This window comes from Bradyrhizobium sp. AUGA SZCCT0222 (assembly GCF_018130205.1).
Lineage (GTDB): Bacteria > Pseudomonadota > Alphaproteobacteria > Rhizobiales > Xanthobacteraceae > Bradyrhizobium.
In genome coordinates, this window is the sequence record NZ_JAFCLX010000014.1 from 48,804 (window position 1) to 69,908 (window position 21,105).

Annotated in this window: 19 protein-coding genes; 5 read left to right on the forward strand and 14 right to left on the reverse strand. The window is 63.0% G+C overall.

Features of this window, described 5'->3' with window-relative positions:
• Nucleotides 1-40 precede the first annotated feature (40 nt).
• Complete coding sequence (locus JQ629_RS14805) at nucleotides 41-379, forward strand: monooxygenase (protein WP_212413310.1); 339 nt, start codon at nucleotides 41-43, stop codon at nucleotides 377-379.
• A gap of 64 nt (nucleotides 380-443) precedes the next feature.
• Here the strand turns inward: JQ629_RS14805 and JQ629_RS14810 are convergent, their stop codons facing one another.
• The 6 genes from JQ629_RS14810 to thiD form a co-directional block, all read right to left on the reverse strand.
• On the reverse strand, nucleotides 444-725 hold the full coding sequence (locus JQ629_RS14810) for a hypothetical protein (protein ID WP_212413311.1): 282 nt from the start codon (nucleotides 723-725) through the stop codon (nucleotides 444-446).
• A 221-nt stretch (nucleotides 726-946) separates the two neighbouring features.
• Entirely contained in the window at nucleotides 947-1,180 is a 234-nt protein-coding gene (locus JQ629_RS14815) for a hypothetical protein (RefSeq protein WP_212413312.1), read from the reverse strand.
• Between the two features lie 83 nt (nucleotides 1,181-1,263).
• Entirely contained in the window at nucleotides 1,264-2,352 is a 1,089-nt protein-coding gene (locus JQ629_RS14820; RefSeq protein ID WP_212413313.1) for a TRAP transporter substrate-binding protein, read from the reverse strand.
• Between the two features lie 184 nt (nucleotides 2,353-2,536).
• On the reverse strand, nucleotides 2,537-2,998 hold the full coding sequence (locus JQ629_RS14825; RefSeq protein WP_212413314.1) for a hypothetical protein: 462 nt from the start codon (nucleotides 2,996-2,998) through the stop codon (nucleotides 2,537-2,539).
• A gap of 27 nt (nucleotides 2,999-3,025) precedes the next feature.
• Nucleotides 3,026-4,006: a Bug family tripartite tricarboxylate transporter substrate binding protein gene (locus tag JQ629_RS14830; protein ID WP_349631268.1), complete on the reverse strand. Its 981-nt coding sequence runs from the start codon at nucleotides 4,004-4,006 to the stop codon at nucleotides 3,026-3,028.
• Between the two features lie 162 nt (nucleotides 4,007-4,168).
• Complete coding sequence (gene thiD / locus JQ629_RS14835; protein ID WP_212413315.1) at nucleotides 4,169-4,966, reverse strand: bifunctional hydroxymethylpyrimidine kinase/phosphomethylpyrimidine kinase; 798 nt, start codon at nucleotides 4,964-4,966, stop codon at nucleotides 4,169-4,171.
• Nucleotides 4,967-5,103: 137 nt separating this feature from the next.
• On the opposite strand from thiD, the gene JQ629_RS14840 reads away from it, so the two are divergent.
• The 3 genes from JQ629_RS14840 (at nucleotide 5,104) to JQ629_RS14850 (ending at nucleotide 7,848) form a co-directional block, all read left to right on the forward strand.
• Complete coding sequence (locus tag JQ629_RS14840; protein WP_192737765.1) at nucleotides 5,104-5,349, forward strand: Lrp/AsnC ligand binding domain-containing protein; 246 nt, start codon at nucleotides 5,104-5,106, stop codon at nucleotides 5,347-5,349.
• 44 nt (nucleotides 5,350-5,393) lie between these two features.
• On the forward strand, nucleotides 5,394-6,467 hold the full coding sequence (locus JQ629_RS14845; protein WP_349631269.1) for an Ldh family oxidoreductase: 1,074 nt from the start codon (nucleotides 5,394-5,396) through the stop codon (nucleotides 6,465-6,467).
• A 235-nt stretch (nucleotides 6,468-6,702) separates the two neighbouring features.
• Nucleotides 6,703-7,848, forward strand: coding sequence for a TAXI family TRAP transporter solute-binding subunit (locus JQ629_RS14850; RefSeq protein ID WP_502753007.1), 1,146 nt, complete (start codon nucleotides 6,703-6,705; stop codon nucleotides 7,846-7,848).
• Nucleotides 7,849-8,633: 785 nt separating this feature from the next.
• Here the strand turns inward: JQ629_RS14850 and JQ629_RS14855 are convergent.
• The 8 genes from JQ629_RS14855 to JQ629_RS14890 all read right to left on the reverse strand — a co-directional run bounded on the left by JQ629_RS14855 (nucleotide 8,634) and on the right by JQ629_RS14890 (nucleotide 19,992).
• Nucleotides 8,634-9,560, reverse strand: coding sequence for a c-type cytochrome (locus JQ629_RS14855; protein WP_212413317.1), 927 nt, complete (start codon nucleotides 9,558-9,560; stop codon nucleotides 8,634-8,636).
• A 259-nt stretch (nucleotides 9,561-9,819) separates the two neighbouring features.
• Nucleotides 9,820-10,269, reverse strand: a complete 450-nt coding sequence (locus JQ629_RS14860; RefSeq protein ID WP_212413318.1) for a c-type cytochrome — start codon at nucleotides 10,267-10,269, stop codon at nucleotides 9,820-9,822.
• Nucleotides 10,270-10,374: 105 nt separating this feature from the next.
• Nucleotides 10,375-12,681: a xanthine dehydrogenase family protein molybdopterin-binding subunit gene (locus JQ629_RS14865; RefSeq protein WP_212413319.1), complete on the reverse strand. Its 2,307-nt coding sequence runs from the start codon at nucleotides 12,679-12,681 to the stop codon at nucleotides 10,375-10,377.
• Between the two features lie 66 nt (nucleotides 12,682-12,747).
• Nucleotides 12,748-14,274: a murein biosynthesis integral membrane protein MurJ gene (gene murJ, locus JQ629_RS14870; RefSeq protein WP_212413320.1), complete on the reverse strand. Its 1,527-nt coding sequence runs from the start codon at nucleotides 14,272-14,274 to the stop codon at nucleotides 12,748-12,750.
• A gap of 133 nt (nucleotides 14,275-14,407) precedes the next feature.
• Entirely contained in the window at nucleotides 14,408-15,559 is a 1,152-nt protein-coding gene (locus JQ629_RS14875) for a DegT/DnrJ/EryC1/StrS family aminotransferase (protein WP_212413321.1), read from the reverse strand.
• Between the two features lie 31 nt (nucleotides 15,560-15,590).
• Nucleotides 15,591-16,607 carry a Gfo/Idh/MocA family protein gene (locus JQ629_RS14880; protein WP_212413322.1) on the reverse strand — a complete coding sequence of 339 codons (1,017 nt, stop codon included), beginning with the start codon at nucleotides 16,605-16,607 and terminating at the stop codon, nucleotides 15,591-15,593.
• A 324-nt stretch (nucleotides 16,608-16,931) separates the two neighbouring features.
• Entirely contained in the window at nucleotides 16,932-19,040 is a 2,109-nt protein-coding gene (locus tag JQ629_RS14885) for a caspase family protein (RefSeq protein WP_212413323.1), read from the reverse strand.
• Between the two features lie 25 nt (nucleotides 19,041-19,065).
• Nucleotides 19,066-19,992 (reverse strand): DUF4399 domain-containing protein, encoded by a 927-nt coding sequence (locus JQ629_RS14890; RefSeq protein WP_349631270.1) that lies wholly within the window; start codon nucleotides 19,990-19,992, stop codon nucleotides 19,066-19,068.
• A gap of 295 nt (nucleotides 19,993-20,287) precedes the next feature.
• On the opposite strand from JQ629_RS14890, the gene JQ629_RS14895 reads away from it, so the two are divergent.
• Nucleotides 20,288-21,079, forward strand: a complete 792-nt coding sequence (locus JQ629_RS14895) for a formylglycine-generating enzyme family protein (protein WP_249135057.1) — start codon at nucleotides 20,288-20,290, stop codon at nucleotides 21,077-21,079.
• The last annotated feature ends 26 nt before the right edge of the window (nucleotides 21,080-21,105 follow it).

A 21,105-nucleotide genomic window follows, 5' to 3' on the forward strand; every position in this document is an offset into this window, starting at 1 on the left:
CCGCTACCCCAGCCGCTCAACCCCACCTGAGGAAACCGCCATGGCCAATTGCATCGTTGTCGTTCAGTTCGATCTGCCGAAGCGATCAGAGGAACAGGCAATCACCGGCGGCACGTCGAGCGCGCCGACCTACCGCGGCCTCGCCACCAAAGGATTGATCCGCAAGGACTACCTGAATGGCGAAACCGGTACCGGCGGCGTCTACCTCTGGGACAGCCGCCAATCGGCGGAAGCCTGGTTTACGGAGGAACGCGTGGCGGAATTGACAAAGCGCTTCGGGGTGCGGCCTCGCCTGACCTGGTACGACACCCATGTCACGGTCGATAATTTGCAGGACGAGACGCGCGTCAACGGCAAGGCGATCGAGGTCGTGGCCTGACGATAGCTGTTGCGGCACTGCGCGTGATTGGATCGCGCGCACTGCGTTACGCGTGCGGAAGATTCTAGGTTCCGCGCGTCGCCGCCGAAGAGTAGCGTTTGCTGCGCTTGCCTTCATTGGGCACGAACTGGGCAAACACTTCCCTGACGCGATCGGCCGGTGTCGCATCCTGCGTGAAGCGCGGCTCCGTCAGTGTTTCCACCTCTCGGGGTGCGTAGATGGCGCTTTGATATAACGACCCATCGAAGCGTGAATCGCTCTCGCTGTCGCGCAGGCAAGCGTCGGAAACAAACAACAATACGAACAGTGCCGATCCTGTGACGTAAAAATACTGAAAAATGGGCATCGCTTATGCGCCTCCTTTTGCAGGAGGATGCACGCGCGCGATAAAGGCCCGGTTTAACGCCGCCCGGATTTTGCCGGAGCGGTTGTTCGCCACTTATCAATTTGCGTAAAATTTTAACAATCGCCGCCTAGCCGCATCGCTCACCGGGCTTCATGGTCGAGAGACGGTCGTCGAGGCTGCCAACCAAATTGCGCGATCGACCGAAGAGATGGAATGGCTCGTTATCTGCGGCGGCGCCCGAGCAGAACACCCAGCAGGAACGCGACAGTGACGGCGTGCAAGGGCGCTTCACGAGCCCAACGAGCCAGGCGATCAAGAGGCGCACCTCGTTGCCGGCCTGCTTCGATGGCGTCGGCAACCGACTGAGTGGTTTCCTTGACCGTTTGAGTAGCCGCCTGAACGGCCTCCCTGGCCTGGTCGAGCTTGCTGGGGCCATCGATAGCTTCGCCGATCATCCGGGTTCTCCGCGGCAACGTCGTAGATTGACGCCCGGGACGGACAATCGTTCCCAGCTCCTTTATTTACGTCGCCCCCGCGCTCAGCCCTTGCGCATTTTGGCGAGCAAGAAGTTGTCGTAATAGTTCTCTGCGATCTGCGTGTAGAACAGCACTTCCTTCATGTAGGCGTCGTGGCTCTCTTTTGTCTTCTTGAAGAGCGGGCTCTTCTCGGCGATTTCGTTCAGATGGTCCTGCGTGGCGGTGTAGCAGGCCTCCATGACCGGTTGCGGGAACGCGCGCAGTTCGGCGCCGCCCGCGATCAGCCGCTTCAGGGCAGCTGGATTGACGCTGTCATATTTCTCGATCATCCAGGCGCCCGCCGCCGCACCTGCCTGGCTGAGGATCGCCTGGTATTGCTTGGGGAGCGCATTCCACTTCTCGTCGTTGACGATCATGTGGAGCATGGCCCCGCCTTCCCACCAGCCGGGGTAATAATAGTATTTTGCTACCTTGTAGAAGCCGAGCTTCTCGTCATCATAAGGACCGACGAACTCCGCAGCATCGATCGAGCCTTTCTCGAGCGCCGAATAGACGTCGCCGCCCGCGATCTGCTGCGGCACGATGCCGAGCTTTGCCAGCACATGGCCGCCCATGCCCGCGATGCGGAATTTGAGGCCTTTGAGATCATCGGCGGTCTTGATCTCCTTGCGGAACCAGCCGCCCATTTGCGTGCCGGAGTTGCCGCACAGGATCGCATGCGCCTTGAAAGGCTTCAGCGCCTCGTTGCAGAGGTCGGCGCCGCCACCGAACGTCCACCAGGAATGCTGATGGCGATGGTTCATGCCGAACGGCGCGCCGGTGGCATAGGTGAGCGCCGGCTCCTTTCCGATGTAGAAATACAGCGGCGTCTGCGCCATCTCGACGGTTGCCGTGCTCACGGCATCGAGCGCCTGCAGGCCGGGTACGATCTCGCCGGCCGCAAACGTCTGGATCTGGAATTTGTTGTCGGTGGCGTCAGCGACGTATTTGGCAAAGGTCTGCGCCGTGCCGTAGATGGTCTCGAGCGACTTCGGAAAGCTCGAGGTCAGGCGCCACTTGATCTCGGGCGCGGCTTGCGCGATCGCGGGTGCCGCAACCAGCGTCGTTGCGCCGGCCACGGCGCCGCCTTTGAGGAACGTACGGCGTTTCATGTGATCACTCCGTTAGATTGCAAGCCCGTTGGCGCGGGGGCAAAGAGCCTTCCGGGACCATTTGACACACACCATAACGAACTATTGGGCATGTGTGGAAGCGCTACCTTACCCATGACCTGACGGCGCATCACCGATATTGGCAAAGTCCACACCAAGCAAGCTCGATTGATGAGTACGCGCCCTAGGCCAATACGACGCCATGAACGGCGAAATTTTCGCCATCATCGTCCTTCGCACGGCCAGTCAACCGTTTCCGATTCTTGGCGCCACCTTCGCGCCGGTGTCGAAAATCCAGCCGTTGCATTCTTTCCGGCAGACTGCCCAGCAGTCTGGCAGCGCGCGCTATCGCCTGCCTCACGATGAACAAGACGGTAGCGGCACGGGTCAAGACACCCATCAGGAACAACGCCGAGAAGACGTCGATGTAGGCCAGTAAGTCGCCGACAAGCATCAGTTCAGGGGGAATTGGAATTCTATGGTAGTAGGCAAAGATAAGAATGACGACTGGGATGAACGCGATAACTTGTCTCAACGTCAGCCTGTCCAGAAAGGCGGCTAGCTGCACGACAAAAACATCCCGCAGCCAATCACCAAGGGCTGCGGGCTTATCAATCGTCCACTTCTGCCAAAGCTCCTTCCACATAGGTCCTGCCTCCCCCTACGCAGCAGCCTAGTCCAGCTTCACATTGGCCTCTTTCACGACCTTCCGCCAGCGCACGACTTCGGCGGACACCATCTTCGCGAATGCAGGGCCCGTTACGTCAGGGACATCAGAACCGTTGCGCTCCCAGGCCTCCTTGATCGCAGCCACCTGCATGGCCTGCCGCAGCTCCTTGATCATGCGTTCGACGATCGCCGGCGGCGTGTTCTTCGGCGCGAACAAGCCGTACCAGGTCGCCACTTCAAAATCGGGCAGACCGGCTTCCTTGGCCGTGGGAAGGTCGGGGAAAGCCGCCACCCGCTTCGGTGCGGCGACCGCGAGCGCGCGGAGCTGCCCGGCCCTGATAGGCGCGGCCGACGAGCCCATGCCGTCGAACACGACAGGCACGTGGCCGGCGATCAGATCCTGCATCGCAGGTCCCGCCCCGCGATAGGGGACGTGCTGGAGGTTGGTCTTGGTCAGGATCTTGAACAACTCGCCCGCGAGATGATGCGTGGTGCCGGCGCCGGCGGAGCCGTAGTTCAACTGCCCCGGGTTCGCCTTGTTGAACGCGATGAATTCGGCGAGCGTCTTGGCGGCGACCTTCTCGGGATTGACCACGATCACCTGCGGCGGACGCGCGATCAGCGCAACCGCGACAAAATCCTTCTCGATGTCGTAGTCGAGATTGGGATAGAGCGAGGGTGCAATGGCGTGATGCGCCGCGCCCATGAAGAAGGTGTAGCCGTCGGGAGCGGCCTTGGACGCCGCCGAGGCGCCCACCGTGCCGCCGGCGCCGGCGCGGTTTTCGATCAGCACGCGTTTGCCGAGCTGGGTGTCGAGCTGGGCTGCGAGCGGGCGCGCGAAGGCGTCGGTGCCGCCACCGGCCGCGAACGGCACCACGAACGTGATCGGCTTATCCGGCCATGTCTGAGCCTGGACCGGATTTGCGGCGATGGAAAGGCCCGCCAGAACGGTCAATATGGCGTAGCGCAGGTTTTTTTGTCTCACGGCGTTTCTCTCCCGGATATTGCGGCTGGTCCGCGCGTTGGCGGCGTCGCGATGCACTTGAATTACAGGCGGTGAATTATAGGCGCCGGGCATGGCCCCGCCAATGGGCCATTCGGACATGGAACAGCCGCGGCTGCGGCGGTGCTTCCGGTAACGTCTGCCTCAGTAATACTTGTGAAAATGATGGACCGGGCCGTGCCCGTGGCCGACGCTGAAGCGGTCCGCGGCTGATATCGCGGCGCTGATCCAGGCCTTGGCGTTGCGGACGGCGGTCTCCATGTTCTCGCCCTTCGCAAGGCCTGCCGCAATCGCCGACGACAGCGAGCAGCCGGTGCCGTGGGTGTTTTTGGTGGCGACGCGCGGCGCGGCCAGCGTGATGGTCTTCCCGGCGTCGATAAAATAATCGGTGCTCTCGGCGCCCTCCCCGTGGCCGCCCTTGATCAGCACCGCGCGGCAGCCCATCGCCAGCAATCGCTTGCCCTGATTTTCGACCGCGGCTTCGTCTGTCGCAATCGGCTCATCGAGCAGGGCCGCTGCTTCCGGCAGATTGGGCGTGATGACCGAGGCGAGCGGAATGAGCTTGGTGCGCAGCGCATCGACGGCTTCCGCGGCCAGCAGGCGGTCCCCTGATGTCGCGACCATCACGGGATCGAGCACGACATGCTTCGGCGACCAGCGCGTCAGCCCGGCGACGATGGCATCGATGCTGGCGGGCTGCGCCACCATGCCGATCTTGACCGCGCCGACGGCGAGGTCGGAAAATACCGCATCGATCTGGGCGGTGATGAACTCCGCCGGCACCTGATGGATGCCGCTGACGCCGGTCGTGTTCTGCGCCGTCAGCGCCGTGATGACAGAGGCGCCATAGACGCCGAGCGCGGCAAACGTCTTCAGATCGGCCTGGATTCCGGCGCCGCCGGACGAATCGGAGCCGGCGATGGTCAGCGCAATCGGCGTCATCGCCTACCTCGTGGAATTGGTGAGTTCGGAGCCATAAACTGTCCTAGCGCGGCCGGCTATTGCCAGCAAGTTGGCTTGCCACGAGCTCCCGTTTTTGGCCTATTGAGCACAAATCTTCCCTTCCGGAGACGACAACCATGGTTCCCTTCTTCGTCCAGTTCAAATGCAAGCTTGGCCAGTCCTATGCGGTGGCCAATGCGCTCGCGGAAGCCGAGATCGCCTCGGAGATCTATTCCACCGCCGGCGATTACGACCTGCTGGTCAAGTTCTACGTCGACAACGCCACCGACATCGGCCATTTCGTCAACGAGAAGGTGCAGGTCATTCCCGGCATCCAGGACACCCACACCATCATCACCTTCAAGGCGTTCGGCGGCAGCTAGTCCATCGCCCGATTGGACTGTCTCAGACCCTGCCCGCGCGCGGAGTGCCGATCCTGACTGCAGTGACCGTAACCTTCGACCGGCTGAAGGGCTTCATCCGCGAAGCCATGACCAAGCTGGGCCTGCCGGAAGCCGACGCCATGACGGTCGCCGCGCTGATGGCGGAAGCCGATCTGCAGGGATCGGACGGCCACGGCGTCAGCCGGCTGCCGCAATATGCCCGCCGCATCAAGGCCGGCGGCTTCAACGTGCGACCCGACATCACGGTGGTGCGCGAGCACGCCTCCACCGCCTTGCTGAATGGCGATAACGGCATGGGCCACCTCGTGATGAAACGCGCGGCCGAGATCGCGATCGAAAAGGCGCGCACCACGGGGATCGCATGGGTCAACTCGCAGTACAGCAACCATGCGGGACCCGCCTCGCTCTACGCGTCGATGCCGCTGGCCCACGACATGATCGGGCTCTATTTCGCGGTCGGCAACGCCAACCATCTGCCGCCCTGGGGCGGCCTCGACATGCTGCTGTCGACCAACCCGATCGCAGCCGCAATTCCGGCCGGTGACGAGAAGCCGATCATTCTCGATATGGCGACGACGGTTGCGGCCTATGGAAAAGTGAAATCCAAGGCACTGCGCGGCGAGACCATGCCGGAGGGATGGATGATCGATCGTGAGGGCAAGCCGCTGACCGATCCGAAGCGCGCCGACGAAGGCATGCTGCTGCCGCTCGGCGGCATGGAGGCCGGCTACAAGGGTTATGGGCTCGCCATGATCATCGGCCTGCTCGCGGGCACGCTGGGTGGTGCGGCGATGGGCCGGGACGTCATCGACTTCAACCATGATGACGACAGCGTCACCAATACCGGTCAGGCGGTCGCCGCGATCAACATCTCGGCCTTCGGCGATGTTGACGTGTTCAAGGCGAGCGTCGATGCGCTGGTGCGCGATTTCAGAAACTCCGAGCGGATGCCCGGCGTGAACAGGATCTTCGTTCCCGGCGAGCGCAGCCACGCCACGCGAGAGGCGCGGATGCGCGATGGCATTCCGATTCCGGGCGCGCTGATGCGCGGGCTCGATCAGGTCGCGGATGAGCTTGGCATGGCGAAGCTGGCCTGAATCAGGACCTGCCGCCACCCTCCGCCGTTTCGGACAACGCAACGCGTCAAGCTGACGCGGATCGGTACCCCCTGCTTGTGCCTTGCGGGAGGAGCCGAAATCCGCGAGCATTCGCACCAATACGCAGCGCCTGCCTCCAACTGACGTCCCATTGCGGGCCAGGAAGCACCGGCGACAAGCGGTCTCAAGGCTGCAACGTCAGCCGCAACGGGAGGGATGAATGATCAATCCGAAGATGATGCTTGCGGCCATCGCGCTGACCGGAACCGCGGTCGCGGCATCGACGGCGGCCGCACAGGTGAAACTGCCGCCCAACGTGACGATGACCGCGTATGACACCGGGACCTCCGGCTTCAACATCACGGTTGCCGTCGGCAAGATGTTCAAGGACAAGTATGGCAGCGATGCGCGCGTGCTGCCCGCCGGCAACGACGTCGCCCGCCTGCAACCGCTGCGCCTCAACCGCGCCAGCATCTCGGCAATGGGCGTCGGGGTCTTTTTCGCGCAGGAAGGCGTGTTCGAATTCGCGACCCGGGAATGGGGACCGCAGCCCATCCAGATCACGCTGAGCTCGATCGACTGCAACGGCCTTTCACTGGCGGTCGCCGCCGACATCGGCGTCAAGACCTATGCCGACCTGAAAGGCAAGCGCATCGGCTTCGTGGTCGGTTCTCCCGCGCTCAACCAGAATGCGCTTGCCGTGCTGGCGTTCGCCAATCTGACGGCCAAGGACGTCAAGATCGTCGAGTTCGCGGGCAACAATGCAATGTGGAAAGGCATCATCAACAACGACACCGATGCGGTATTCGGTTCGACGATCTCCGGGCCCGCCAAGGAACTGCAGACATCGCCGCGCGGCATCACCTGGCCCGCGATGCCATTCTCCGACAAGGCGGGATGGGAGCGCATGCGCAAGGTCGGCCCGTATTTCACCGAGCACAAGGCAACCTGCGGCGCAGGCGAATTTTCCAAGGACAAGCCGATCGAGGTCGGCACCTATCCATATCCGATCTACAGCGTCTATGGCAGCCAGTCCGAAGACGAGGTCTACATGCTGACCAAGGCGATGATCGACGGCTATGACGGCTACAAGGACAACGCCCCCGGCGCCAGCGGGCTTGCGGTAAAGGCGCAGGCCAAGAACTGGGCGGTGCCGACGCACAAGGGCGCGGTCAAGGCGCTCAAAGAGGTGGGCGCCTGGAGCGACGACCAGGAGAAGCACAACAACGCACTGCTCAAGCGGCAGGAAATCCTGATCGCGGCGTGGAACGACTACATGAAAGGCAGCCCGTCTTCCGATCCGGCAAAGCTCACCGAGGAGTGGATGAGCGCACGCAAGGCGGCGCTCGCCAAGGCCGGCATGGTCAATACGTTCGAGTGACGCTCTAGTTTGGTTGAATTAGTCCGGCGGCAAACTGGCTCCGCTCTCCCGCTTGCGGGGGTCGAGACGAGCGAAGCTCGCTCTTAAATCGGATCGCATCGATCGATGCGATCCGATTGGAGGAAACTCCCTCCACACGAACGGTGACAATCGCGGCGGCACCCCCACTCCAACCCTTCTCCACAAGCGGGTATTGTCCGCATTCGACCCCCGGTGTCATAGAGCGTGAAGACGTCAGATCGGGGTGTCGCGCTCGCACTGTCCGCCGTCATCCTGAGGTGCGCGCTCTTGCGCGCCTCGAAGGATGAGTACGCCCGTGGCCCATCCTTCGAGGCTCGCTACGCTCGCACCTCAGGATGACGGCGAGGCTGTTGCGACCACGCCGAAGCAATCTAAAGGCATCCCGCTCTAGCTTGAGTTGGGGGTGGCCTAGTTTGAATTTTCGCCGAAGTTAAACGCCTTTGCGAAGTCGTAACATTCCGCACACAACACCTTTGGCTTGAGATGTTCCAAAGCGGAGCCGATCCACTCGCCGCCCTCACGCCTGCACCTATTTTCACATTCCAGGCACCAGGCGTCTGGCCTCGGATTGTCTGGGTCGTCCACGGTCCAAAAAAAGCCGACGCGCTGGCGGGCGAACAGCCCTTGAGCGATATGCTGGCAGACCAAGGTTTCCGGTTGGTCCCCATGGGTAGCGCATCGAACCCGCCGCATGACAGATTGATTCTCCTGATTTCAATCCAAAGAATATGCGGACCACGCTGATGTTCGGATAGAGAAACGCGTCAGGATTTCTCCGGCTTCTTCGGCCGCGGCGGTCCCTCCACCGGGGGCAGCGATTTCAGATACTCCGCCATCGCGGTGCGGTCTTCCGGCGACAATTGCGAGGTGTTGCGGATCACCCGCGCCATCGAGCCGCCGGCGGTGTCGCCCTCGGGCGTCATCCCGCTCTCGAGGAAATAGGCGAAATCCTTCGCGCTCCAGTCCGACATCCGCTTCTGGGTGATGTTGGGCACCCAGCCCTCGCCTTCCGGATTAGGCCCGCCGGCAAAGCGCTGCGCGTCGATGATGCCACCGAGGAAATTGCGCGGGCTGTGGCACTCCGCGCAATGACCGAGGCTGTTGACGAGATAGGCGCCGCGATTCCATTGCGCCGATTTGCTGGCGTCCGGCACGAACGGCTTGCCGTCCGTGAACAGGAATTTCCACACCCCGACATTGCGGCGGATGTTGAACGGAAACGGCACGTCATGGTCGCGCGTCTTGCCGGCCACCGGCGCCAGTGTCTTCAGATAGGCAAACAGGTCTCTGACGTCTTCGACCTTCGCATGTTCGTAAGACGCGTAGGGAAACGCCGGAAAATAATGGAAGCCCGACGGCGACGTGCCCTTGAGCACGGCGGTGACGAAATCGGCCTCGCTCCATCGCCCGATGCCGTCGTTCGGATCGGGCGAGATATTGGGAACGTTGAAGGTGCCGAACGGCGATGGGATCGGCAATCCACCGCCGAGCTTGAGCCGATCGGGCTGGTTCGGCACGGCGTGGCAGGACGAACATCCGCCGGCATTGAACGCTGTGAGACCGTTGGCGAGGTTAGGCTTGTAGGCTGGCAATGAACTCGCAGCGACCACCGCCGGTATGGTCAGCCACCAGAAAATGCCAAGCCCGGCGACGGCGGCCAAAACGGCCAGAAGGAACAGTCGTTTCAGCATTCACCAATCCGTCATCGGGCGTTTCAGTATGGCACCAGTATGTACGCAATTCCGGCTGGATGCTTCCACGAAATTACGACGACTCAATGCCTTTGCGGCAACAAATCCGCGCGGCACAATCCGCGGCGAGGTGGTGAGTTTCGTACGGCGATGAAGCGGCTTCGAGCTGATGCGCGGCGAAGCGTTCGCACCCGCAAATAAAAAAAGAGGCCAGACACGTCACGCGTCCCGCCCCTTCCTGTCTGGTCCAACCGAAAGCCTAGCTGTTCTTGACGCGGTAGGTCTCGTGGCAACCGCCGCATGCCTTGCCGATCCCGGGGAAGTTCGCCTTCAGCGTATCGGCATCCTTGATCTTGGCCTTGGCCTCGCTCACCGCCTTGGCAAAGTCTGCGATCTTGGCATCGAAGCCGGCCTTGTCTTCCCAGATCTTGGGCGAGGAGCTGTAGTCGCCGTCGGCCTTCAGGCCCTTGGTGCTCACCGGAAACATGGTCGGCAGGTTCTTTGCGGTATCTTCAAGCGTCTTGATCGCCCCATCGACGGCGGCCTGATCATAGGGCTTCTCGCCCTTGAACATCGGCGACAGCACGCCGCCCAGCGCCCGGCCGGTGGCCTTCATGACGTCCTGGTCCTTCTTGACCACGTCCTGCTGTGCCATAACGGCGCCGACACTGAGCAAAAGCGCTCCTGCAACCACCAAAACCCGTTTCATCGCCAGATCCCTTTTTCATGACACAGACCGGGCCGCGGTCTCCGCGGACCGCGCCCAAGCCTGATAACACCATAAACTTAGAATCATTCCAGCTGCGACAAAATATCAGAGGTTATGCCGGCGCTGTGCCTCCCGGATGGCGATCCAGACCCGTTCGGCCGTCGCCGGCATGTCGATGTGGTCGATCTTGTATTCGCGCCACAGCCCCTCGACGATCGCATTGACCACCGCCGGGCAGGAGCCGATCGCCCCGGCCTCACCCGCCCCCTTCACGCCGAGCGGATTGGTGGTGCAGGGAACGTTGTGGGTTTCGAAGTGGAAGGACGGGCCGTCGGCCGCGCGCGGCATCGCATAATCCATGAAGGTGCCGGTGACGAGCTGGCCGTCGCTGCCGAATACCGCCTGCTCCATCAGGGCCTGGCCGATCCCCTGCATCGCGCCGCCATGGACCTGCCCGGCCAGCAGCAGCGGATTGAGCGTCACGCCGAAATCATCGACGATCACGTAGTTGACGATCTTGATGATGCCGGTGGCCGGATCGATCTCGACTTCGGCCAGATGCGTGCCGTTCGGATAGGTGCCGTCGGCCTGGTTGAAGGTCGCGCTCGCATTCAGCTTTGACGGATCGACATCAGGACGTTTGGCCAGATCGGCGAAACTCACCGAACGGTCGGTGCCGGCGATCCGGATTCGGCCGTCGCTGATCTCGAGGTCGGCAGCGCTGGTTTCCAGTGCTTCGGCCGCGATCTCCTTCAGCTTGCCGCCAAGGTCGTGGGCCGCACGCTGCACGCTGACGCCCCCGGTCGGGATCGAGGCCGAACCGCCGGTGCCAAGGCCGGTGGCAACCCTATCGGTGTCGCCCTGCACGATGTGCACGCGCTCGGGCGGCAAGCCGAACTGTTCGGCGATCAACTGCGCGTAGGCGGTCTGATGGCCCTGCCCGCTCGACTGGGTGCCGATCAGGATGGTGACGTCGCCATTGGGATCGAGCGCCACATTGGCGGTCTCATCGCCCATGGTGCCGCAGATCTCGACATAGCTCGCAAGCCCAATGCCGCGCACCAGCCCGGCCTTCTTGGCGGCCTTGGCGCGCTTGGGGAACTCCTTCCAGTTGGCGACTTCCATCGCGCGCTTCATATGCGCAGTGAAATCGCCGGAGTCGTAGACCTTGCCGGTCACGGTCTTGTACGGCAGCGCCTTCGGCGGGATGAAATTCTTGCGCCTGATCGCATCGGGCGTCAGCCCAAGTTTGCGCGCGCAGGCATCCACCAGCCGTTCGATCACGTAAGCCGCCTCGGGGCGGCCCGCGCCGCGATAGGCATCGACCGGCACGGTGTTGGTGAACACGGTGCGGACGCGGCAGTGGAAGATCTGGATATCGTAGAGGCCGGGCAGCATGCCGGCGCCGCCATGCGGAATGTAGGGACCGAAGGTCGACAGATACGCGCCCATGTCGCCCATCAGGTCGACATCCATCGCCAAAAACTTGCCGTCCTCGGCCAGCGCCATCTTCGCCACAGTGACGTTGTCGCGCCCCTGCGCGTCACCCACGAAGTGATCGGAGCGGTCGGCGGTCCATTTGATGGTCTTCTTCAGCCGTTTCGCCGCGACCGAGATCAGCGCATATTCGCGGTACGGAAACAGTTTGGTGCCGAAGCCGCCGCCGACGTCGGGGCAGATCACCCGCATCTTTTCCAGCGGCATCTTGAGCACCATGCCGCCGATGATCTCGCGCAGGCGATGGCTGCCCTGGCTCCCGATCGTCAGCGTCAGATGATCCTTCTTGGCGTCGTATTCGGCGACCGCGGCGCGCGTTTCCATGAAGTTGGTGATGACGCGCGGATTGACGATCGACACTTCGGCGACCGCATGCGCTTTTGCAAACACCGCGTCGGTTGCCGCCTTGTCGCCGATCGGCACGTCGAACAGGACATTGCCGGCGTGATTGGGCCAGACCTGCGGCGCACCTTTCTTGACGGCGTTGACAAGGCCGACCACCGCGGGCAGCGGCGTCCAGTTGACCTCGATCGCCTCGATCGCGTCGCGCGCCTGGTCGATGGTGTCGGCGACCACGAAGGCGATGGAATCGCCGACGTGGCGCACTTCATCCCTGGCGAGGATCGGATACGGAGGTCCGGTGAACGGATCGACTTCGAAATTGAACAGGCACGGCAGGTCGCCGAGATCCTTGACGTCGTCGGCGATCAACACCGCGGCGACACCGGGCATGCCGCGGGCCTTGGTGACGTTGATGGTGAACTTCGCGTGCGCGTGCGGCGAGCGCAGCATCAACGCATGCAGGGAGGGAGACGGCGAGACGTCGTCGGTATAGCGGCCCTTGCCGCGAATGAGCGCATCGTCTTCCTTGCGCCGGACGCTATGACCGACGCCGAACTTGATGGGAGCTGCCATCGTATCTCCAATAGCCTGATTGTTTCGCGCCATATTGGCGTGGTTCGCCGGGAAGCGCAAACGGGTTTAGCCGCGGATCAGCGAGAAAATCCAACCTCTGCCGAACAGGACGAGGATCGAAACACCATAGACAAAGATGCCGCTCACCATAAGTAACAGCAATGCGAGCTCGTCGCGGAACGAGCTCATTTGCGCGAAATAAATGGTGGCGAAACGCGCGGTCAGCCAAAGGGCTATGGCAAGCACGATGCCGGATATCGCGAACTTGGCGAGCGATCTGAGCCACTCGCGGTCGAGCTCGAGAAATCCTCTTCGCACTGCAAAACCGAGTACCAGCAGCAGATTGACCCAGGCGCCGATCGCGGTGGCGAGCGCGAGGCCGATCTGGGCGAGCGTCCCCATCAGCGCGACTTTCAGGGCGACGTTGACGGCAACGCCGGTCAGCGCCGCCTTGACCGGCGTCGCGGTGTCCTTGCGGGCATAGAAGGTGGCGACCGCGCTGCGGATCATCACGAAGGGAATGAGGCCGACGGCATAGGCCGCCAGTGTCGCGCCCGCCGCCGCGGCGTCGGCCTTCGAGAACGCGCCGCGCGCAAACATGGCGCGCATGATCACGTCAGGCACCGTGAGGAACGCGGCGACGAACGGTATCGAAAACAACAGCGTGAAATTGAACGCCCGCCGCTGCGCCTTGGCGGCGCCGGCATGGTCCTGCGCCGTCAGCCGCCGCGACATTTCCGGCAGCAACACCGTGCCGATCGCGATCCCGATCACGCCGATCGGCAACTGGTTGAGGCGGTCGGCGTAATACAGCGCCGACAGCGCGCCGGCGGCGAGAAACGTCGCGATGATGGTGTCGGCGAACAGCGCCACCTGCGTTCCCATCGAGCCGATGGTCGCCGGCCCCAGCGCGCGAAAGAAGGCGCGGACATCGTTATCGAGCCGGGGCATGCTGAACTTCGGCAGGATGCCGTTCTTCGCCGCGTCACCCGCCAGCAGCAGGAATTCGAGGATGCCGGCGATCAGGACGCCCCATGCGGCGGCATAGCCGGCGCCCGGAAAGAACGCGGCCAGCGCCAATGTCGCCATCATCGACAGATTGAGAAAGATCGGCGCCGCCGCAGCAGTGGCAAAGCGATGCATGACGTTGAGCATGCCGCCGTAAAGCGTCACCAGCGTGATCAGCAGGAGATATGGAAAGGTGATCCGCGTCAGCGCAATCGCAAGTTCGCCGCGCGCCGGATCGTCGGAGAATCCCGGCGCCAGGAGGCCGATCACCTGCGGCATGAACAGCCACGCCACCACGAGCAGCACGACCTGGGCGCCGAACAGCAGCGTGAAGATGCGATCGGCGAACAATTTTGCCGAGGTCTGGTTCTGCCCGTGAAGGTGGGCATAGGCCGGCACGAACGCGGCGTTGAAGGCGCCTTCGGCGAAGATGGCGCGAAAATGATTGGGCAGGCGCAGCGCCACGAAGAACGCGTCCGCGACCGGCCCGGCACCGAGGATCGCCGCGAGCATGATGTCGCGCGCAAAACCGGTCACGCGCGAAAGAAGCGTATAGCCGCCGACGGTGAAGATGCGCCCAAGCATGGGCTAGCTTCTAGCGCATATTCGGTTCTGATTGCATCAGAACCGAGAGCTATATTTGTATGGACGCGCCCTCTTCACGTAAACGCTATCGGCTATTTGGACGCGTTTTCTTCGAAAACGCTATGGGCCGAAATCAGGCGGAAAGCGCGCCGCGCACCGCCTGGATGACGCGATCCTGTGTCGCCTCGTCGAGATAGGCGTGCATCGGCAGGCTGATGACGTCCTCCGAAAGGCTTTCGCTCACCGGCAGGCCGCCTTCCGCGACCGGGTAATTGCGATACGCGGTCTGCTGATGCATCGATTTGGTGTAGTAGACCGCGGTCGGAACGCCCTGCGCCATCAGCGCCGCAGCAAAACCGTCGCGGTCGGTGCCTTTGGGCAGGCGGATGGTGTACTGCGCCCACACCGAGGTGCAGCCGGAGGCGAGCCGCGGCACGGTCACGACATTGCCGAGGCCGCGCGCATAACGATCCGCGATCTTGTTGCGCGCCGCGATCTCATCCTCGAAGATCTTCAGCTTCTCGATCAGGACCGCCGCCTGCATGGTGTCGAGACGTCCGGTGAGGCCGAGGCGGACATTGTCGTATTTGTCCGCACCCTGGCCGTGCACGCGGATGCTGCGCAGCGTGTTGGCAAGCTCATCATCGTCGGTGAAGATCGCGCCGCCATCGCCATAGCAGCCGAGCGGCTTGGCCGGGAAGAAGCTGGTCGCGGTGGCGAGCCCGAAGGTGCCGAGCTTGCGGCCCTTGTAGCTGGCGCCAAAGCCCTGCGCGGCATCGTCAAGCACGAACAGCCCCTCGGCCTCCGTGACCGCGCCGATGGCGTCGTGGTCGGCGCTCTGCCCGAACAGATCGACCACGATCACGCCACGCGGTTTCAGCCCGCGCTGCCGGGCGGTCGCGATGCCGCGCTTGAGCGAGGCGGGATCCATGTTGAAGGTCGCTTCATCGACATCGACGAAAACCGGCGTAGCGCCGGTCAGCGCCACGGCTTCACCGGTCGCGCTGAACGTGAACGACGGACACAGCACGGCATCGCCGGGGCCGATGTTTTTGGCCATCAGCACCATCAGCAGCGCATCGGTGCCGCTGGCGCAGCTCACGACATGTTTGGCGCCGCTGAATGCCGCCAGCGCCTTCTCGAGCGCGGTCACTTCCGGACCGTTGATGAACTGGCAGTGGTTGAGCACGCGGGACACGGCATCATCGATCGACTTGCCAAGCCGGCGGCGCTGCGCGGCGATATCGATCAGGGGAATGGATTCTGGACGCATGTGCTGGTTCATGGAGCCTTGCTTCGAATGAGATGGACGGTAATCAGCCGGCGACGCGGCGTGGACCCTTGCGCGCGGAGGAAGCCGCGGGCCGGGCCGGCGCTTCGAGGCAGCGGATCGCGATTTCGAGGCTGGCCACGCCCTCGTCGCCGGTAACCGCCGGCACATTGCCTGACCTGACGGCATCGAGGAACGCGATCAATTCGGCGCGCAGCGGCTCGTCATGGCCGACCGGCAGATGACGCATCGAATAGCTGCCGTCGGGCTTGAAGCCGAAGCACTCCGTCACCTGACGCGTCAAGAGGTCGCCCATCACATATTTGCCGCGGGTCGCGACCGTGACGTTGCGCGCCTTGAACGGCGTCAGCCAGTTGGTGTTGATATGGGCGAGCACGCCCGAGGCGGTGCGGAACTGCAGCAGCGCGATGTCCTCGCGCTCGGCGATCGCGCTGGAGAGCTGCGGCTGCACTTCGACGATGTCGGATTCGGTGAACCAGCGGATCAGGTCGATATCGTGCACGGCCAGATCGATGACGACGCCGACATTCGACATCCGCGGCGGAAACGGCCCGACCCTTGTGATGCCGATGGAAAGGATGTCCTCGCCGGAGATCGCCTGCTTGATCGCCGCGACCGCCGGATTGAAGCGCTCGACATGGCCAACCATCAGCGTGACGCCGGCGCGCTGCGCGGCGTCGACGATATCGCGCCCTTCCTGCACGGTCGGCGCGATCGGCTTCTCGACCAGGATATGGATGTTGCGCGCGATGCAGGCGAGCGCGACCTCATGATGCAGATGGGTCGGAGCCGCGATCGTGACCGCGTCGACGCCCTCGGCCAGCAATTCTTCGAGGCCCTCGAAAGCGCGGCAGCCTGCGAGTTCGGTGGCGCGCGCGCGGTGTTCCGGCAGCGGATCGACGATACCGACCAGCGTGACGCCGGGCAGCCCCGCCAGCACGCGGGCATGGTTGCTGCCCATTACCCCGGCACCGATCACACCTACGCGCAGTTCACGCGCGGCGCCGCTCTTCGCGTCCGATCCGGACCCTATAAAACCCATGTTGTCGACCCCAACAGACTTTCGCCAGTCCCCGGCGGTTCTCTAGCACGCCGCCACAAATGTGGCGAACGCCATCCCCGCTATCCGGACACGTTTTGATTCAAAGAGTTACAGCCCAGGAGGCACTTGGAGAAGCGATCTGGCAGGGCTCATAGGGGGCTTAGGCCACCGCAATATGGAGGAATTAAGTGCTTGGCCGGGGGCTGTGGGAGCCCGTCCTGACTAGAGCCAGTTCCGTTCCGATGGGATCGGAACGGGGCTCTAGATTCTTGTTTTGACGCGTTTTCTTCACGCGAACCGGTGTCCACTTCGCTGGAAAACGCTCTAGCCGCCGGACAGGCTTTCCCGCAGCCGGATGACCTGGGGCCGCAGCTGCTCACAGGCCAGTTCGCGCTCGAATCGAACCACATCCTCGCGTGACTGGCTGGCGCGCAGCTTGGCCAGGGTGGCCCTCTCCTCGTCACAGCTTCGGACCTGAACAATCGGCGCGGGTTGCGCCGGCTTCGTCCCTGATGGCGCGGACTGAGCGGATTGAAGGGTTGGCGGATTGGCCGCAATCGACGGCTCGTCCGGCTTGGCCACTTCCTTCGCAATTTCCTTGGGCAGGCTCTCGCGCAAGCGCACGATTTGCGGGCGCAAGCGCTCGCAGCCGAGGTCACGCTCCAGCGCGGCCAGATCGGCGTGCGAGGGATTGGCGCGGATCCTGGCAAGCCTGGCTTCGTCCTTTTTGCATTCGGGTGCCGGTGCGACAGTCGCAACGGCAACCTTCGGCGGCTCGGGCGGCTTCGGGGCGGCTTCCTGTTTCGGCGCGGCCGGAGGCGGCGGCGCAGGCGCAATAACCAAGGCCGGCGGCGGGGCAATTTTTTCAACGACAGGCTTGATCTGGGCGGCGACGGCCGGCGCCGCATTGGCGACCGCAGAGAGGCTTTCCCGCAACCGCAGGACCTGGGCGCGCAATTTCTCGCAGCTCAGGCTCCGCTCCAATTCGGTGACCGCCTCGATCGACGGGTTGCTGCGCAACTGCGCCAGCATGGCGCTGTCTCGATCACAGGGATCGCCAGGCGCCGGCGCGGCCTCAGTCGGCGGCGGCAGCGTCCGGATGTCGGTCGATATGCCGGCAAGCGACGGACTGGTCGGCTCCTTCCGATCGATCGCGGCGATTTTGGTCCGCGCCTGCTCGGCCAGCAATTGCGCAGCCTCTTCACGCAGCTTGCGCTCCCGCTCGGCCGCGAGCTTCACACGTTGCTCTTCCTGGGCTTTTGCAGCTTCCCGCTCCTTGCGCTCCTTCTCGGCCACGAGCCGCAAGCGCTGCTCTTCCTGCGCCTGGGCAGCCTCGCGCTCCTTGCGGACTTTTTCAGCTGCCGCCTGCGCGCGAAGGGTCTCCTGCTTGCGCAACGCCTCTTCCTGCTCGGCCAGTTTGCGCAGCGCAGCTTCGCGTTCGGCCTTGCGCTGTTCTTCCGCAAGCCTTGCTGCTTCGCGCTGCCGGGCCTCCTGGTTCTGGCGTTCGCGAATGGCGGCCTCGATGCGCTGGATGCGGTTTTGCGCCTCCGGCACGTAGCTCGACGTCGAGAACTTGGCGATGAAGTCCTGCAGCACGGCGGGATCGGGCGAGTCCTTGATCTTGTCGAACGCGATCCGGTCGGTCTGGTTGAGATAGTAATTGCTCAGCAGCGACACGTAGGTTTCCGGGCGCTGGCGGCCGCCGGTCTGGGCGTTGACGTCGGCGGCGACGCGGCGGAACAGTTGTTCGATTTCGAGGCCGGGCTCCTTGAGCCGCTTCAGGAAGGCGCTGGTGAACGGGCTGTTGCGGCCGTCGCCGTCGGCGGCGACTTCATCCGCCGCGGTGGAATAGGCCACCACCATGCCCTGGGCCTTGTCGATCTTGGCGAGCCCGCCGCGCACGGCATCGATGGCGCGGCTGTCGCCGGACTTCTTCTTGCGGCGAAGCGCGTTGACGATCGGATTGTTGCGGCATGCATCGAGGATCACGATCTTGACGCCGTCGCCGCGGTCGAGCGCGGCGCGCACGTCGTCGAGCGGCGTCATCTGGTAGCGGAAGCTGATCTCGTCCTCGACTTCGGCGTCGGTCGGCATCAGGAAGTTGCGGCCCTGATACTGGACGGCATGACCGGCGTAATAGAACAGCGCGGCATCGGCGTCGATCGCAAGGCGCGCGAACTTCGCCATGTTCAAATCGAGATCGCGCTTGTTGGCGTCGATGACCTGCAGCACCTCGAAACCGACGCCGCGGAGTGCCGCGGCAACGTCTGTGGCATCGTTCTTCGGATTGGCCAGGAACAGGCTCGAATGGCTGTAGTTCGAGTTGCCGACAACCAGCGCAACGCGCCGGTCGGCCTTCGCAACGCTGATCGAACAGGTCAGCAGCACGAGACTATACAGAGCTGCAATCCAGATCGGACGACGTGTGCTCATATCAGGCTCCGGAACTGCCCCCCCTTTAGTAATAGCGACGATATTTGCGATACTTCTTTTTTGCAGGCGGACGGCCGCTGGCGGTGACCGTGACCGTGATCGGTTCCGACAACAACGGCGGATCGTGCGGGATGTGGAGCTCGTCGGCCAGCAGCAATCGCAGGGTATGCTTGCCGAGCGGCAGCGTGATCTTGGCTTCGGTCTGGCCGGCGCCGAAATGCAGATGATTGAAGTCGCTCGGTATCGGCAGGTCGAGATTCGGAACGTCGGTATCGATCAACAGATGGTGGTGACCGGTGTTGACCTTCTCGAAGCCGGCGGGTGCAACGCCCATGCCGATCAGGCCGAAACGGATGACCGGCGTCGGCGTGACATAGCCGCGATTCTTCGGAAAGACGAAATATACCTTGGCGCCATCAGGAGATTTTTTGCGGCCCGCGCTGGCGGGGCTTGTCGTGGCGGGCGCCGCCGCAGCAGCCGACGCCGCGGGCATCTGGGCGGCGGCAACCACGCGAATCTTGATCCGCTCGGAGATCAGCGGAATCGTATTGGGAATGTGGTCCTTGTCGCCCAGCACCAGCTGCAGCGTGTGCTCGCCTTCCGGCAAGGTCACTTCGGCCTCGGTTTGCCCGGCGCCAAAATGCAGATGATTGAAATCGCTCGGTATCGGCTGATCGAGCGGCGGCAACTCGGTGTCGATCAGCAAATGGTGGTGTCCGGCATTCGCCTTGTCGGAGCCGGCGGGCGCGACGCCCATGCCCTTGAGGCCGAAATTCACGGTGAAGGTGGTCGGAACGGTCTGACCATCCTTGAGACCAACGAAGTAAACGGCCGCTCCGGGGGGCGACGGATTGGGACCGCCAACCGGCTTTTGCTGTCCGTGGCTCGTTCCGATCGTTCCTGCCAGCATAAAAAGCGAAACAGCAATTCCGGTCGATACTTTCGAGAACACACACACCTCCTAAAATCACGACAGGCGGCTGCCAAAATCTCAAATAACTCAAGAACTGAAATGCGTCTGTGAAATAGTACACTGGATTTAACCCATTGAATATCGTCCCCTGCCGCGGGCGGACCGCACCCTGCGCCCAAGCTCTCGTCGATTTGATGCGATCTAGAGTATTATAATACCTCAAAACTAACTGACGATAGCGACACTGCGACTTTTGATTTTATGGAGTGTTGCGGGCACGATGGACCGACAGGCGGCGCGCGGGACGACCGGCGCAATTAAGGCCGAGGGTATGATGTTCAGATTTTTTGCTTTTTTGATATTTCTGCTTGCTGCCGGACCGGCCGCCGCCCAGTCGACCGCGCCGCCCGAACCCGGCGAGCTGTTCCGCGACTGTCCGGATTGCCCGGAAATGGTGGTGGTGCCCTCAGGCGAATTTGACATGGGCGGCAAGGACAGCCCGTACGAGGGACCGCCGCACCGCGTCTCCATCGCCAAGAACTTCGCAATCGAACGGCGCGAGACCAGTTTCGCCGAGTGGGATGCGTGCGTCTCGGACGGCAAATGCAGGCACCGGCCGGACGATCGCGGCTGGGGTCGCGGCGATCAGCCGGTCATCGACGTGAGCTGGGAGGACGCCAAGGCGTTTGTTCTGTGGCTGACGCAGAAGACCGGCCGTAACTACCGCCTGCCGAGCGAGGCCGAGTGGGAATATGCGGCGCGCGCCGGCACCACCACCACCTACTGGTGGGGCAAAGAGGTCGGCAAGTCGAACGCCAATTGTGACAATTGCGGCGACTCGCTGCGCCGGACGATGCGGACCGGATCATACAGGCCGAACGGCTTCGGGCTCTACGACACATCCGGAAACGTCTACGAATGGGTCGAGGACTGCTGGAACGACAATTACAAGAATGCGCCCAAGGACGGTTCCGCCTGGACGCAGGGACAATGCCGCCAGCGCGTGCTGCGCGGCGGATCGTTCGCCAACAAGGCCAATACGGTCACCTCGGCGGCGCGTTACCGGTACGATCTCGACGTGCGCTATTTCGCCAACGGTTTTCGCGTCGTGCGGGACGTTCAGTAGTCCCGCACCTGAGTCCCGTATTCGGC